15 protein-coding genes are annotated in these 16,259 nt (G+C 33.4%); 10 read left to right on the plus strand and 5 right to left on the minus strand.

Annotated elements, in window-relative coordinates:
- Positions 1–92 precede the first annotated feature (92 nt).
- Genes QWY99_RS19195 through QWY99_RS19230 form a run of 8 tightly spaced genes read left to right on the plus strand, consistent with a single transcriptional unit; the run spans position 93 to position 7,662 of the window.
- The gene (locus tag QWY99_RS19195) at positions 93–1,901 is read left to right on the plus strand and encodes a type VI secretion system Vgr family protein (RefSeq protein WP_290267323.1); all 1,809 of its coding nucleotides are present in this window, start codon (positions 93–95) and stop codon (positions 1,899–1,901) included.
- 3 nt (positions 1,902–1,904) lie between these two features.
- On the plus strand, positions 1,905–4,328 hold the full coding sequence (locus QWY99_RS19200) for an HET-C-related protein (RefSeq protein ID WP_290267324.1): 2,424 nt from the start codon (positions 1,905–1,907) through the stop codon (positions 4,326–4,328).
- The gene (locus tag QWY99_RS19205) at positions 4,325–4,546 is read left to right on the plus strand and encodes a DUF7738 domain-containing protein (protein WP_290267325.1); all 222 of its coding nucleotides are present in this window, start codon (positions 4,325–4,327) and stop codon (positions 4,544–4,546) included. Before QWY99_RS19200 ends, QWY99_RS19205 begins: the two co-directional genes overlap by 4 nt.
- Positions 4,547–4,605: 59 nt before the next feature.
- Entirely contained in the window at positions 4,606–5,115 is a 510-nt protein-coding gene (locus QWY99_RS19210; protein ID WP_290267326.1) for a hypothetical protein, read from the plus strand.
- 12 nt (positions 5,116–5,127) lie between these two features.
- Complete coding sequence (locus tag QWY99_RS19215) at positions 5,128–5,907, plus strand: DUF7738 domain-containing protein (RefSeq protein WP_290267327.1); 780 nt, start codon at positions 5,128–5,130, stop codon at positions 5,905–5,907.
- A gap of 12 nt (positions 5,908–5,919) precedes the next feature.
- Positions 5,920–6,708 carry a DUF7738 domain-containing protein gene (locus tag QWY99_RS19220; protein WP_290267328.1) on the plus strand — a complete coding sequence of 263 codons (789 nt, stop codon included), beginning with the start codon at positions 5,920–5,922 and terminating at the stop codon, positions 6,706–6,708.
- Positions 6,709–6,720: 12 nt separating this feature from the next.
- Positions 6,721–7,515 (plus strand): DUF7738 domain-containing protein, encoded by a 795-nt coding sequence (locus QWY99_RS19225; RefSeq protein WP_290267329.1) that lies wholly within the window; start codon positions 6,721–6,723, stop codon positions 7,513–7,515.
- 12 nt (positions 7,516–7,527) lie between these two features.
- Entirely contained in the window at positions 7,528–7,662 is a 135-nt protein-coding gene (locus QWY99_RS19230) for a hypothetical protein (RefSeq protein WP_290267330.1), read from the plus strand.
- A 321-nt stretch (positions 7,663–7,983) separates the two neighbouring features.
- On the opposite strand, the gene gdhA is transcribed toward QWY99_RS19230, so the two are convergent.
- A complete protein-coding gene (gene gdhA, locus QWY99_RS19235) occupies positions 7,984–9,327 on the minus strand; it encodes an NADP-specific glutamate dehydrogenase (protein ID WP_290267331.1) in 1,344 nt (447 codons plus the stop codon).
- A 477-nt stretch (positions 9,328–9,804) separates the two neighbouring features.
- Positions 9,805–10,947, minus strand: coding sequence for a cystathionine gamma-synthase (locus QWY99_RS19240; protein ID WP_290267332.1), 1,143 nt, complete (start codon positions 10,945–10,947; stop codon positions 9,805–9,807).
- A gap of 104 nt (positions 10,948–11,051) precedes the next feature.
- On the opposite strand from QWY99_RS19240, the gene QWY99_RS19245 reads away from it, so the two are divergent.
- Positions 11,052–11,795, plus strand: coding sequence for a DUF3298 and DUF4163 domain-containing protein (locus QWY99_RS19245; RefSeq protein WP_290267333.1), 744 nt, complete (start codon positions 11,052–11,054; stop codon positions 11,793–11,795).
- 206 nt (positions 11,796–12,001) lie between these two features.
- Here the strand turns inward: QWY99_RS19245 and QWY99_RS19250 are convergent, their stop codons facing one another.
- From QWY99_RS19250 to QWY99_RS19260, 3 genes are all read right to left on the minus strand, one after another.
- The gene (locus QWY99_RS19250; RefSeq protein WP_290267334.1) at positions 12,002–13,147 is read right to left on the minus strand and encodes an ATP-binding protein; all 1,146 of its coding nucleotides are present in this window, start codon (positions 13,145–13,147) and stop codon (positions 12,002–12,004) included.
- Between the two features lie 130 nt (positions 13,148–13,277).
- On the minus strand, positions 13,278–14,063 hold the full coding sequence (locus tag QWY99_RS19255; RefSeq protein ID WP_435387558.1) for an SDR family NAD(P)-dependent oxidoreductase: 786 nt from the start codon (positions 14,061–14,063) through the stop codon (positions 13,278–13,280).
- A gap of 75 nt (positions 14,064–14,138) precedes the next feature.
- The gene (locus QWY99_RS19260) at positions 14,139–15,011 is read right to left on the minus strand and encodes an aldo/keto reductase (RefSeq protein WP_290267336.1); all 873 of its coding nucleotides are present in this window, start codon (positions 15,009–15,011) and stop codon (positions 14,139–14,141) included.
- A 212-nt stretch (positions 15,012–15,223) separates the two neighbouring features.
- On the opposite strand from QWY99_RS19260, the gene QWY99_RS19265 reads away from it, so the two are divergent.
- Positions 15,224–16,228 carry an AAA family ATPase gene (locus QWY99_RS19265; protein WP_129540550.1) on the plus strand — a complete coding sequence of 335 codons (1,005 nt, stop codon included), beginning with the start codon at positions 15,224–15,226 and terminating at the stop codon, positions 16,226–16,228.
- Positions 16,229–16,259 lie beyond the last annotated feature (31 nt).

Below are 16,259 nucleotides of genomic sequence, written 5' to 3' on the forward strand. Positions count from 1 at the left end.
ACTACTCCCCATTAAGTTATTTTTTGACAATTAAGTTTATTCTAAAACTTAAAAAAAACAGATTCAATAACCTACTAAAACCAAAATGCAAAATGTCAAAATTTTCAGATCAAGTACATGTAACTATAGGAAGTTTTACTCAAAACGTTGTTTATTATGATTTAAAGCTATCCCAAAAAATGGCAGACCATCATCATTTTTCATTTGTTTGGCAATACACTGGCAAAGCAATAATAAAACCTGCAGACCAAGCCAAAGCATTAAGACGCTATTTGGGTGATGAAGTAATTTTTACTTTCAAGGGTCTCACCGGTATTAGATTAATGAGTAAAGGAATCATTACCGAACTGTCTTCTATTGACCTTCATGGTAGCCCAGTTGGTTTACACGTAACAGGCATAAGTCACACTATCGTTTTAGACGATATGAAAAAATCAAGAAACTATCTCGAACTCACAATGGATGATATTGTATTGCGCATTTTGGCCGAAGGACCAGGGGAGTTTTATCAAAGAGATTCTATACGATCGACTTATGATAAGGAATTTAAATACATGCCACAATACAACGAAACTAGTTTTGACTTTTTAAAAAGATTAGCAATGCGTTACGGACAATGGTTTTATTTTGACGGAATGCGCATGCAGTTTGGTCAAACAAAAGCTTCTAAGATAAAACTAATTAATGGCGCTTCACTTCATAGTTTTAAGATTCAGACAAATATGGCATCGCATAAAATTTATTTGACTGGTTACGATTATAATAATAGTAATGATATACGTAGTGCCGCAGCAAGAACGGCTTCTGGTAGTAAAGATAGTTTTTCATCTATCGTATGGTACAACCAAGGAACTGTTGCACAGTCTCATTTAAATATTGGAGTCTATACAACCAATGCCCAGAATAAAGAAGAGATAGAAGAAATGGTCAAACTACAAACTGCAGGCAGTGATGCCAATAGTGTGTATTATAGTGGCGTTTCTTATTTGCCTTTAGGAATAGGTCAAGTATTTACAATAATAAATCAAACCATAGAACATGAATTAATTGTCATCGAAGTGACACACCACTCAGAGGTACACGGAAATTATTCTTGTGAGTTTAAAGCAATTCCTGCCGATGTTGGAGCACCACATTATACTGATGTACATGTTTTTGCTAAAGCCGAAAGCCAGCCTGCTCAAATAAAAGACAACAACGACCCCATAGGATTAGGTCGAGTTAAGGTTGAGTTTTACGGAGCAAGTGGTACTGCAGTAAGCCCATGGATACGAATGATACAACCCCATTCTGGTTCAGGAAAAGGATTTTACTTTATACCCGAAATTGGCGAAGAAGTTTTAGTAGGTTTTGAAGGTGCCAATGCGCAGTATCCTTATGTTATCGGAACACAATATAACGGTAAGGAATCTTCGGGGCATGCCACACCTAAAAACGATATTAAAGTAATACAAACCCGTAGTGGATGTAAAATTGTTATCAATGATGCAACGGGTTCTATCCTAACACAGGATAAAGCAGGAAGTACCATTTTTCAAGATGGCCAAGGAAATGTTATTACAGATGCTATCAAAGATTTTATTGTGAATGCGCAGAATATTGATTTAAACGCTTCAAAAAGTATTACCACTACTGCGGCAATGAACATTAGCGAAAGTGCGGGAGTCGATAAATCGACTACGGTAGGAATGATGCTCAACACAACTGTTGGTAGAGATAATATAATAAATACAGCAGGGAGCTTCATAGAAAATATTCAAGGAGATTTAAAGTCACATACACAGAAAGAAAGACAAGAAGTAGCAACTAAAGGCATTGATACAAGTGCCGAAGGAGCAATAACCAAGCATTCTAAAAAAGAAATGCAGAATAATAGTACCGAAAAATCTAAATCTAATTAAGCTATGAGCAGAATAAGAATTGTTGGCGGTACAATAACAAAAACTACAGGAGGGGACCATAACATTTACACTCAGGGGACTATTACCTATACTTCAGGTAAGACAATTACAGAAACCAGCGATGTAGGTATTACTTATGGAGAACCCAAAGACCCACCTAACCCAGAAATCGTTGAAAGCAACTATAAACTTGGAAGTACTTATGCCCATGAACAACTTTCGGCTTTGGCAAAACAATTAGATGAATTGCCTTTTATGTTTTTTATGGTTGGCGTTTTTGGCGAAGAAATTGAAGTAAGCGCACTAAGTAAGTTATACAGAGGACTTAGTGATGCATCTATTAGTGCACCAGAAATTGTAGTTACAAAGTTTCCTGTCAGAGGCAGAAAAGCGAATTATAGTAACCATAGAAAAAAGATATTGGTGTGGGAACATTTTATTGATTTAGCGGCAAAAGATAATGAGGCTAGAGCTGAATTGATGTCGGCTTTGGTAGAAGAATATGGGCATCATATCGATAATATCTTGAGAACAGAACTCGCAACCAATGGCCTAGAAGATACTGATTATATAGATGAAGGAGCAAAGTTTGCCTATGCTTTGTTCAATTTTGACATTTTTAAAGAAACACAGCTAAATTTTGCTAAAGCCGATACGCCAAGTTTTACTGGTGATTTGATAATAGATTTTTCTGAACTACATACCCAGGTTAAAGATTATGTAGCAGAGGATAAACAGTATGATGCCAACCCAAAAGATAACGTAGACGGTTTTGGTGCTGGTTTTGAGGCAGGAATGCATGGAGGAATTGAGAGAGAAGCTTTAAGCCAGATGGTTGTAGATAAAAAACTAACTAGCTTAGAGGTAAAACAAATCTACTATGGTAACTGGCTCCGCGATTATTCTCAGATTATACTAGAAAGTACGATACGCCTAGAAAAAACAGATATTGACAAGATAAAACAAAGCGGCATTGAGCATCTTAATGGTCTGCTAAAAATGAATCCGTGCAGAGTTTCTCATGATGGTTTGGTAAAGCTTATAGAAATAGTAGCTGCCAAAGAATTTGTGTTGGGCTCTGATAAATATACTTCTAATTATAAAAATCATGTAAATACTTTTCAAAAAGAATATGGAAAACTTACCAAAGATATTTTGGGTATATACCGACCAGAAGAGCACATAGACAACCCAAAGGGTTTGAAAGATTTTAGCAGTCTAAGTATTTCTTATCAATACGAACACTCAAAAGGAAACTTTACGACTAAGAAGCTTTATGCGGGTGAAAATGCAAAATCGCTGGAGGTAAATGATCTTATAATAAAAAATTACATCTCTACAAAAGAAAATCCCGATCCTGATAGACCAACCTCTGATAGATACATGTGGCAACAGTTAAAACTGGCAGTGCAATACGGGAAAAACAAAGACGGATTTAGGCATTTAGGAGCTGCTTTCCATGTACTTGAAGATTTTTTCTCACACACTAATTTTGTAGAAGTAGCATTAATAAAAGCGGGAAGTTTACTTCTGGATCAAAATAAAAATAGCGATTTAGGCAAACAATTAACACTCGTATATCCGTGGGTACAAGGCATGCAAGGAGCAGATTATAGCACAATACCCATAGTAACAGGAAAATTTTTACTAGATGATACAATGGCAAGCGTACTGCCCAAAGTGGCCGAAAAAATGTTTCCTATAGGCATACAAGATTATGTGCAAAGAAAACCTGGAGACAGAACATTTCAGGATGCTTTTATACTTACGACTCTAGAAGATTTGTCTAATGGGCAACAGTCTGATGGGCAGGAAAAAAAAGCTGTTTACATGGGCATAAAGAGTTCGGAGGTCTTGACATTTTATCAAAATTATTTAAAACTAATTGATACCAAAGCGGCGGCATTAACCTATACTGGCTGGGTAGGTAGAACGATAGACAGAGGATTGAGTTATATGGGAGATACCTTAGCAATATTTAGCCATATAACCTATAACTTATTATTAAGCTCAATAGATGAAGATATAAAAATAGAACAAACACAAAATAGTAATAAAAATTATGGTACTGATCCCACTCATACTCAAATTGCCAAAGATGCACTGCATCATCCGCTAAATCCGTTAGCATCTGAGCTTGCCAAAATAGCAGTAAAAGATGTTGCAACAAAAATTTTGGACATTTGGGAAACAGGCAGTGACCCTACAGGAGAGGAGCTTGCCAAATATGTAATAAACAAATACACCATTCATCCCCTTTATCAAAACGCAGATTGGGCTAATAAAGCAGTTAATGATTGGGCTGATAATAACGAAAATATTATTACAAGACTCCAAAGTGCTACCGTGTATGAACATGCCGAACAGGTGATACAAAGAACAATAAGTAACAAAAAAATTACAGCTATTTTAAATTATTTTAAATGAAAGAATTAGTAATATTAATCTTGAGTAGTATTATGCTACAATGTCAAAGCCCTAAAAAAGAACCAATGCAAGGAACCGATTTTTATATTAGTGAACACTCTATTACGTACAAAAACCAAGAAGTACCCTTTGGCAAACCCGTAGCCGAATGGGTGAAAATTTTCGGTAAGTATAGCAGGATATATCATACAAGTATATATATATATGGGATGATTTAGGAATATATGTTTCTGAATCAGAAATTAATTCAGAAATTAATGAACTCCACATCTTTTTTATGAATCTAGATAGTCCTTTAGGACAGATGGGGAAACTTAATAGAGCTAGAGGGAGAATGTCTCTGGCATTTACAAAAGAAAAAGATAAAAAGATAGATTGGCTTGATGAAGATTATAAAAAAGAAAAATATAAAAGAATAGAAGAAAGAAATACAAGAGGCTCTAATGCTCCAGAAAACTTTATTTATCCCTTTAAGATTTATGAAAAACCATTAAACATTGAGGGCGCAGTAGTAAAAGCGGGAATGCGTGTATCTGAAATCAACAAGGAGCGAAAAAAAGCAAATTTGCCGGTGATCAAATATTATGATGAAGATATGAATTGGAAAAATGAACACGGTTCTACCACTACTTTATCGAATGGTTACTTTAGCACTTTTAGAGGTTTTTCAACTCCCGAAGAGAAAGAAAATGCTAATTTTTATAATATTATGTACCGCCAGACCGAAGGCGAGATAGAATACATACGTATTGTACATGATACAGGTCAGGACTATTATAAATTTTAATTCTTTGCACAGATGAAACAATTAGTAATCTTAATCTTGAGTAGTATTATGCTACAATGTCAAAGCTCAAAAAAAGAACCAATGCAAGGAACCGATTTTTATATTAGTGAACACTCTATTACATACAAAAACCAAGAAGTACCTTTTGGTAAACCCGTAGCCGAATGGGTGAAAATTTTTGGTAAGTATAGCAGGATATATCATACTACTATATACATATGGGATGATTTAGGAATATATGTTTCTGGAACAAATAACAATTCAAGAATTAATGAACTCCACATTTTTTTTATGAATCTAGATAGTCCTTTAGGACAGAGGGGAAAACTTAATAGAGCTAGAGGGAGAATGTCTGTAAAATTTGTAAAGGAAAAAGATAAAAAAACTGGATGGTTTACTTCAGATGAAGATTATGCTGAAATGGAAGAAAAAAATACAAGAGGTTCCGATGCTCCTGATAAATTTATTTATCCCTTTAAGATTTATGAAAAACCATTAAACATTGAGGGCGCAGTAGTAAAAGCGGGAATGAGTGTATCTGAAATCAACAAGGAGCGAAAAAAAGCAAATTTGCCGGTGATCAAATATTATGATGAAGATATGAATTGGAAAAATGAACACGGTTCTACCACTACTTTATCGAATGGTTATTTTACCACTTTTAGAGGTTTTTCAACTCCCGAAGAGCAAGAAAATGCTAATTTTTATAATATTATGTACCGCCAGACCGAAGGCGAGATAGAATACATCCGTATTGTACATGATACAGGTCAAGACTATTATAAATTTTAATTCTTTGCACAGATGAAACAATTAGTAATCTTAATCTTGAGTAGTATTATGCTACAATGTCAAAGCTCAAAAAAAGAACCAATGCAAGGAACCGATTTTTATATTAGTGAACACTCTATTACATACAAAAACCAAGAAGTACCTTTTGGTAAACCCGTAGCCGAATGGGTGAAAATTTTCGGTACGTATAGCAGGATATATCACACAAGTGTATATATATGGGATGATTTAGGAATATTTGTTTCTGAATCAAATTACAATTCAGAAATTAATGAACTCCATATTTTTTTTATGAATCTAGATAGTCCTTTAGGACAGATGGGAAAACTTAATGAGGCTAGAGGGAGAATGTCTCTAAAATTTGTAAAGGAACGGAATCATAAAGACGGATGGTTTCCAGAAAAAACGGATTTAAATATTTATGCTGAAATGGAAGAAAGAAATACAAGAGGTTCCGATGCTCCTGATAAATTTATTTATCCCTTTAAGATTTATGAAAAACCATTAAACATAGAGGGTGCAGTAGTAAAAGCGGGAATGCGTGTATCTGAAATCAACAAGGAACGAAAAAAAGCAAATTTGCCAGTGATCAAATATTATGATGCAGATTTGAATTGGAAATATGAACATGGTTCTACCACTACTTTGTCGAATGGTTATTTTACCACTTTTAAAGGTTTTTCAACTTCCGAAGAGCAAGAAAATGCTAATTTTTATAATATCATGTACCGCCAGACCGAAGGCGAGATAGAATACATCCGTATTGTACATGATACAGGTCAGGAATATTTTAAAATTTAATTCTTTGCACAGATGAAACAATTAGTAATATTAATCTTGAGTAGTATTATGCTACAATGTCAAAGCTCAAAAAAAGAACCAATGCAAGGAACCGATTTTTATATTAGTGAACACTCTATTACATACAAAAACCAAGAAGTACCTTTTGGTAAACCCGTAGCCGAATGGGTGAAAATTTTCGGTAAGTATAGCAGGATATATCATACAAGTATATATATATATATATGGGATGATTTAGGAATATATGTTTCTGAATCAGAAATTAATTCAGAAATTAATGAACTCCACATCTTTTTTATGAATCTAGATAGCCCTTTAGGACAGAGGGGGAAACTTAATAGAGCTAGAGGGAGAATGTCTCTGGCATTTACAAAAGAAAAAGATAAAAAGATAGATTGGCTTGATGAAGATTATAAAAAAGAAAAATATAAAAGAATAGAAGAAAGAAATACAAGAGGCTCTAATGCTCCAGAAAACTTTATTTATCCCTTTAAGATTTATGAAAAACCATTAAACATTGAGGGCGCAGTAGTAAAAGCGGGAATGCGTGTATCTGAAATCAACAAGGAGCGAAAAAAAGCAAATTTGCCGGTGATCAAATATTATGATGAAGATATGAATTGGAAAAATGAACACGGTTCTACCACTACTTTATCGAATGGTTATTTTACCACTTTTAAAGGTTTTTCAACTTCCGAAGAGCAAGAAAATGCTAATTTTTATAATATCATGTACCGCCAGACCGAAGGCGAGATAGAATACATCCGTATTGTACATGATACAGGTCAGGAATATTTTAAAATTTAATTCTTTGCACAGATGAAACAATTAGTAATATTAATCTTGAGTAGTATTATGCTACAATGTCAAAGCCCTAAAAAAGAACCAATGCAAGGAACCGATTTTTATATTAGTGAACACTCTATTACATACAAAAACCAAGAAACATTATAGTGTAAATAGACCGTCGTCAAAGACAAAGATTCCTTCTTTACATCAAAGAATAACCTTTAACTTAAAACAGCCTCCTACTGGGTATTTATTCCCTTGAAAAAGAAGCTCTCTTTCCTATATTTTTATAATACCTAATCTTCTTTATAAAAAAAAACAATCGGTAAGACCATGCTCATTAGAAACTTAAATAATTTATCATTAAAGTTAAAATTCGCAATTATACTTGGTCTTACCCCATAAAAATACCCCCAAATAGCATCTAACTTTTTGGGGGCAATTCATTCGAAACTCGAATGGAGGCATTTTATTAATTTAGTAAGACTACACTACACCTTGAGCAAGCATAGCATCTGCTACTTTTACAAATCCAGCGATATTAGCACCTTTTACATAATTTACGTAACCATCTTCACCAACACCGTATTTCTTACATTGGTTATGAATTCCTACCATTATATCTTTTAGTCTAAGATCTACTTCTTCACTAGTCCAGTTCAAACGAATTGAGTTTTGAGTCATCTCTAATCCAGATGCAGCAACTCCACCAGCATTTGCCGCTTTTCCAGGAGCAAAAAGAACTTTTTTACCAACAAATTGTTTTATAGCATCAAGAGTACATGGCATATTCGCTGCTTCTGTAACGCATAAAACTCCATTTGCAATTAAGTTCTTAGCATCTTCTTCGTTCAATTCATTTTGAGTAGCACAAGGAATAGCAATATCAACTTTTACTTCCCAAGGGCTTTTTCCTTTGTGAAATTGAGCATTTGGATATTTCTTAACATACATTTCTGCTCTGTTATTTCCACTAGCTCTCATCTCGACCATGTGTTCGATTTTCTCTCCAGAAATTCCTTCTTCATCATAAATGTATCCATCAGGACCAGAAATTGTAACCAATTTTCCACCTAATTCATTTATTTTCAAGGCTACACCCCAAGCAACGTTTCCGAAACCTGAAATTGCAACTCTTTTTCCTTTAATCTCATGTCCGATAGTACGCAACATTTGATCAGTAAAATATACAACTCCGTATCCAGTAGCTTCTGGTCTGATTAATGAACCACCATAAGCAATTCCTTTACCAGTTAAAACTCCTGTAAACTCATTTTTGATTCTTTTGTATTGACCAAATAAGTATCCAATTTCTCTAGCACCTACACCAATATCTCCTGCAGGAACGTCAAGATCTGGTCCAATATGACGACATAATTCAGTCATAAATGATTGACAAAAACGCATAATCTCACCGTCAGATTTTCCTTCAGGATCAAAATCAGCTCCTCCTTTTCCACCTCCCATAGGAAGTGTTGTCAAACTATTTTTGAAAACTTGTTCAAAAGCTAAAAACTTTAAAACTGATAAGTTTACTGTATGGTGAAATCTAATTCCACCTTTATATGGTCCGATTGCTGAATTCATCTGAATTCTGAATCCTCTATTTACTATAATTTCTCCTTTATCGTCAACCCATGGCACTCTAAAAATGATAGAACGTTCTGGCTCTGCAATTCTAAGAAGTAAATTCTTCCCATCGTATTTTTTCTGTTCGGCAATGAATGGAATTACTGTTTCAGCAAATTCTCTAACTGCTTGAATGAACTCAGGTTCGTTTGGATTTTTTGACTCTACAAGAGTCATAAATTCATTTATTTTTTGTTTCATTTTATAAAAAATTATCAAATAAATTAATCTTAATTATTTACTCAACCAAACAACAAAAAACTAACATAAAAGTCATCTTTTGTTATTTTGCACAAATATACATCTAATAAAGAAATTGGGCTTAAATTTTCGTAAATTATAAGTAGAATTGTATTATTAATACCTATTTTTTAAAATACATCTTTTTAACGCAATGACTTATACGAAAACGTTATAGTTTTAAAGCCAAAAAGACACACTCCTTACTAATACTATTTTTTTGAAATTTAATAATTTACTGGTTCCCAAAAATTAAATCCGATATCAAAAACACATTAATATCAGGTTTAATTATGTTTAGTATTGTTCACAACTTAATAGTACAATCTAGACCACTGTTTAATTGGTTACTTACGGAATATATAGATTTCCACAAAAAAGAAACCCTCAACATTTTTTCAAATACTGAGGGTTTATATTTTTTAAAAACTTGTTTTATTATGCTAAAGCTTGTTTCAAATCAGCAACTAAATCTTCTGCATCTTCGATACCAACACTTAAACGAACTAAATCGTCAGTTATACCAACTTCTTTTCTCTTATCCGCAGGGATTGAAGCGTGAGTCATTAAAGCAGGATGATTAGCCAGAGATTCTACTCCTCCTAAAGATTCTGCCAAAGTAAATACTTTTAATTTTTCTAAAAAGTCAATTGAATCTTCTTTTTTACCCGAAACAAAAGTAAAAGAAACCATTCCTCCAAAAGCTTTCATTTGTTTTTTGGCAATTTCATGAAATGGATGACTAGGTAGACCTGGATAATAAACTGTTGCAATTTTAGGATGATTGCTTAAAAATTCAACTACTTTTTCTCCATTCTCACAATGTCTTTGCACACGTAAGTGAAGTGTTTTAATTCCTCTTAAAACCAAGAAACTATCCATTGGCCCTAGAGTCGCACCTGTAGCAAATTGTTGAAAATGCAATTGCTCACCCAAAGCTTCATCTTTTACGATTAAAGCTCCTGCAATAACATCTGAATGTCCTCCTAAATATTTAGTTGCAGAATGCATTACAATATCTGCTCCTAAATCAAGAGGCTTTTGTAAATAAGGTGTTGCAAAAGTATTATCTACTGCAAACAATATTTTTTTCTCCTTAGTGATTTTAGCAATTTCTTCAATGTCTGCTAATTTCATTAATGGATTCGTTGGTGTCTCTACCCAAACCAACTTTGTGTTTTCGTTTATTAAAGATTTAAATTTTGCGATATCATTCATATCTACAAAATGGAATATTATCCCTGAATCTTTATAAATACGAGTAAACATACGATATGTCCCTCCGTACAAATCGTCCATAGCGATGATTTCATCACCTGCTTTGAAGGAACGTAAAACACAATCAGTAGCTGCTAATCCAGAAGAAAAAGCCAATCCACGAGTCCCGTTTTCAATACTAGCCAATGCATTCTCAAGAGCTGATCTAGTAGGATTTGAAGCTCTACTATATTCATAATCACCAAGAGGTTGCCCTGGACTTGTTTGAATAAATGTCGATGTTTGATACACTGGAGGCATTACTGCTCCTGTACTTGGATCATGATGTTGTCCACCATGTATAACTTTTGTATTGAATTTCATATCTTTATATTTTTGTAACACTAAAATGTTCTACAAATTTACCCTTTAATTTATTTTAATCAAGTTACAAGTTGATACCTTTGTAATTAATTAACATTTTCAAGATGAGAAATTACACTTTTTTATTCGTAACCCTTTTTATTTTAACAAGTTGTACTAGAGAACTTTCATTCAAAGAACAAACGTTTGAAAAGAAATCAACTTTACCTTGTAAAAGCAATTGCCCACAAATTAGTATAAAAATTCCAATTGCTCAAGATGTTCCTATCGTATCAGATAGCATCAATAAAAAAGTGTTTTCTGTTTTAAAGGAAATCGTTTATTTTGGAGAAAACCCTTTTGATTCAACTGATTATAATGAGCTAACAGCTTCTTTTATTGGTTCGTATGAAGAAATGCGTAAAAAATTTCCTGAAGACACATTCGGATGGGAAGCCAAAATCGAAGGCAATGTAGAATACCAGTCTGATAGCATACTAAATATCAAAATTAATCATTACACTTTTACAGGGGGCGCTCATGGCTACCAAGGATATCGTTCTTTATTATTCAATCCTAAAACAGGAAAAACAATTACAAACAAGCAATTATTTGTAAACGAAAATGATTTTAAAACTTTCGCAGAAAAACAATTTAGAACAAAATATAAAATCCCAGCCAACAGTAGCATCAACGCAACAGGTTTAATGTTTGAAAATGAAAAATTCAATCTGCCTGTAAATATTTTTTACACAAAAGAAGGCCTTCTTCTATATTATAACTCTTATGAGGTAGCGTCGTATGCCGATGGCCCAAAAGAGTTATTATTGCCTTATGAGACAATAAAAAACTATTTAGTGTTTAAATAATTATTACAAGAGCTTCAAAAACAAAATGCAATCAGCTTAGTCCCTCTGAACCTTTGTAACTTTGGACCTTTGTAACTTTGAGCCTTTGTAACTTTGAGCCTTTGTAACTTTGAGCCTTTGTAACTTTGAGCCTTTGCAACTTTGAGCCTTTGCAACTTTAAACCTTTGTAACTTTGAACCTTTGTAACTTTGAACCTTAAAAAAACTTACTGAACAACATCATATTTCATCTTTCGTAAGATTCGCAAAGCTTCTTTAAAAGACTGATAAACTTGCGTGTAAGGCTTTAAAAGCAACTTAGCATCAACTAATTTTTGCTTAGCATCTTCAAATCCATTGAGATAACAAATCATAAACGTAGATGGTAAATTCTCTAAATCTATCATTTCACGATCAGACAAAACAGTACCTTTTTGCAGTTTGGCAAGTAATGCAATATTAGAATTATAAATATGAAATAGCATTTTTCTATTAAACTCTGGTGGCTGAAAAAGTATTTCTCTATCAATTTTATAATACCCATTATCAAAAAAATGAATGGTTTGTTGCTCCAAAGGATAATAACTTGTTTTATCATTTAATCCTAACGGAACGTATTCAATAATAGTAAAAGTATCCTCATTATAAGTAATAGTAACCACATCTTGAGCTGAGTAAAACAACTTAATTTGCTCGTTTATCAATTCGATGTCTACTCGAGATAAAAATGTTTTGTCACGCGATTTTTTAGGAACTCCTGCCCAGCAGATCACAAATAATTCTTTAAAAACTTTATACTTTGGCGACATATCTTTATGTCGAAAATTCATAAAATCAATTACGCCATCTAATGTGTATTCAATACTATTACGTGAATTATTTTCAATCCCGATTACCGTCTCAGTATTCTGATAATTTTTCTCTACCTCTCCTTCTTCAACGGGAACCGAATTACTTCCTCGTCTAATAAAAACACTATTAGCAGTAATAGTATGAATTCCTTTTTTAAAATAAGATATTTTCCTTTTTGGCTTAATGGTAACAAGCCCAACTACCTTATCCTTTGGAAGATTAGGAAAAGGTACATTTTCATATTGAATTTTTGGTGGGTTTTCAAGAAAAGCGTTGACTAGATTTTGAATTCGGCTGTCATCAAAAAAATCATCTCCTACAATCTCATTATCATGATCCTCAACTCCTACAACTATATAAGAATTATTGGTAGGATTAGAATTAGACAATGCACAAATGTGCTTCAAAAACTTGGCTTTCCCTTCACGTGAGTGCAAATTCAATTGCCTTTTTTTATCATAAAAACTACTCTCATCATTATGAGCAAGTAAGTTTTTTATTAAAAGGCGCTTGTTAATCATAGAATTAGACTTGTAAGATTTTTGGACTTCTTAGATATTGGACATTTTAGACTATTTAGACACTAGATTTCTTAGACTTTTTAAACTAAAATTAATCTTACTTTCCAAGAAAAATCTAAGTTACTCTAAATTAATCTCTTTTTACAATTGTCGATGAAGCTTGTGCTGTACTCATTACAACCAAATCGGCAATATTTACATGATACGGTCTAGAAACTACAAAATGAATAATATCTGCAATATCTTCTGCTTGTAATGGAGTAAATCCTTTATAAACATTGGAAGCTTTATTTGAATCTCCTTTAAAACGCACTTCACTAAATTCTGTTTCTACCATTCCTGGGTGAATCGCTCCTACTCTAATTCCAAACGGATTTAAATCAATTCGCATTCCTTGACTAATGGCATCAACAGCATGTTTGGTACCGCAATACACATTCCCGTTAGGATACACTTCTTTTGCAGCAGTAGAACCAATATTAATAATATGACCAGATTTCCTTACAGTCATTTGTGGTATAATCGCTTTAGAAACATACAGAAGCCCTTTGACGTTTATATCAATCATAGCGTCCCAATCGTCTAAATCACCCGTTTGAATCGGATCTAATCCATGTGCATTTCCTGCATTATTGATAAGAACATCGATCTCAGAAAACGACTCTGGCAACGAACCAATATGCTCTAAAACAGCTTTTTTATCACGAACATCGAATGCCAAAGTATGTACGTCTGTATATACTTCTAGTTCTTTCTCAAGCGCTGCCAATCGGTCTTGTCTTCTTCCGCAAAGGATAACTTTATAATTGTTTTTCGCCAACATTTCCGCTGTAGCTTTACCTATACCACTTGTAGCACCAGTTATTAAGGCTGTTTTTTTCATTCTCTTATGTTTATAACACATAGAAATATTGATTTCACTTTTAGAAAACAATATTTCTATGTGCTTATTTTTAATTTAAAATTTAGGGAACTGAATCGTGCAAACTAATTATGGCACATCGTCTCCCATACTTTCAGTCCAAATAGCAAACCAATCTTCTTTCTCTAACTTCAACTCTACTGCTTTTGTCAAAGCTTGAATTCTAGCTACGTTTACAGTTCCAGCAATTGGAATTACTTTTGCCGGATGACTTAAAATCCAACTTAGTAAAATAGTATCCGAACCTAAACTATATTTAGAAACCAAAGTTGCCAACAACTTCTTTAATCTTCGTGTTTGTTTATTATCTTCTCTAAAAATAGTTCCTAATGGATTCCAGGACATCGGACGAATTCCGTGCATTTGCATATAATCAAAACTACCATCTACCATTGGCTCGAAATTTGTAGCCGAAAATTGTACTTGGTTATAACTAACATCAATTTTTTGACGGATTAATTCAGTCTGAGAAGTTGTAAAATTTGACAATCCAAAATCAATAATCTTACCTTCTGTTCTTAGCTTTTCAACAGCTTCAGCAATTTCATCTGCTTGCATTAAAGGGCTTGGACGGTGTAATAAAAAAACATCTAAGTAATCTGTTTTTAAATTTTTCAAAGAATTCTCAACAGACCAAATTATATATTCTTTCGAATAATCATAATGCTTAATTGTATTTTTTCTATTTTCAGCAATCATTTGAATGCCGCACTTAGAAATCAGTTGTAATTTCTCTCTTGAAATTTTACTTGCTGCAAATCCTTTCCCAAAATCTGCTTCGGTGGTATACGAACCATAAATATCAGCAAGGTCAAAGGTGGTGATTTTATTTTCTAAACATATTTGGATAAGATTTTCCATTTCTTTGGGAGTTAGATTTTTATCCCAAACTCCCCAATTCATAGTGCCCACAATTATAGGCGATAATAGTGTTTTGCTCATGGTAATATAACATTATTTGTAGTAATAAATCTTGCTTTGTAAAGCATAATCATCAAAGTTCTTAAAAATATAAAAATAGATTCACAATTCATCCTTAAAATTAGAGCTTTGCCCGAAGTTTTAACCATTCTTTAACATCTTACTTCTCAAAAAATATTCAATTTGCACTCTCAAAAGTAAGGCATTAAATTCAAGGTTTTAAAAATATTTATATGGAAGAAAATACAACGACTTTAGACATTAGAGCGATCAATGAAAAAATTGAAAGAGAAAGTGCTTTTATAGACCTTCTCACAATGGAAATGAACAAAGTTATTGTGGGTCAGAAACATATGGTCGAGCGTTTGTTAATCGGACTTCTAGGTCAAGGCCATATTTTGTTAGAAGGAGTTCCTGGATTAGCAAAGACTCTTGCGATAAATACATTGTCACAAGCAGTGCAAGGTTCATTCAGCCGTATTCAATTTACACCTGACTTATTACCTGCCGATGTTGTTGGAACGATGATTTACAACATTAAGCAAAATGAATTTTCTATCAAAAAAGGACCAATTTTTGCAAATTTCGTTCTTGCCGATGAAATTAACCGTGCTCCAGCCAAAGTACAATCGGCACTTTTGGAGGCGATGCAAGAAAAACAAGTTACTATTGGAGACACTACATTTAAACTAGATCGTCCGTTTTTAGTACTTGCAACTCAAAACCCAGTTGAACAAGAAGGGACATACCAACTTCCAGAAGCTCAAGTCGATCGTTTTATGCTTAAAACTGTGATTGACTATCCTAAAATGGATGAAGAGCGTTTAGTAATTCGCCAGAATTTAAAAGGAAGCTACGAAAAAGTTAATGCTGTTGTTTCTGTAGATCAAATTTTACGCGCACAAGAAGCTGTTCGTGAAGTTTATATGGACGAAAAAATAGAGAAATATATTCTAGATATTATTTTCGCAACACGTTACCCTGAAAAATATAAATTAGCAGACTTAAAACCACTTATCAGTTTCGGAGCATCTCCACGTGGAAGTATTAACTTAGCCAATGCAGCTAAATGTTATGCTTTTATCAAACGTCGTGGTTATGTAATTCCAGAAGATGTTCGTGCAGTTGTACATGATGTATTACGTCACAGAGTAGGTATCACTTACGAAGCAGAAGCAGAAAACATAACTTCTGTAGACATCATCAATAAAATTGTAAATGAAATTGAAGTACCTTAAAAAATAGTTTTCGGTTTTCAGCCTCAGTAAA

Source organism: Flavobacterium branchiarum, assembly GCF_030409845.1.
Taxonomy (GTDB): Bacteria; Bacteroidota; Bacteroidia; order Flavobacteriales; family Flavobacteriaceae; genus Flavobacterium; species Flavobacterium branchiarum.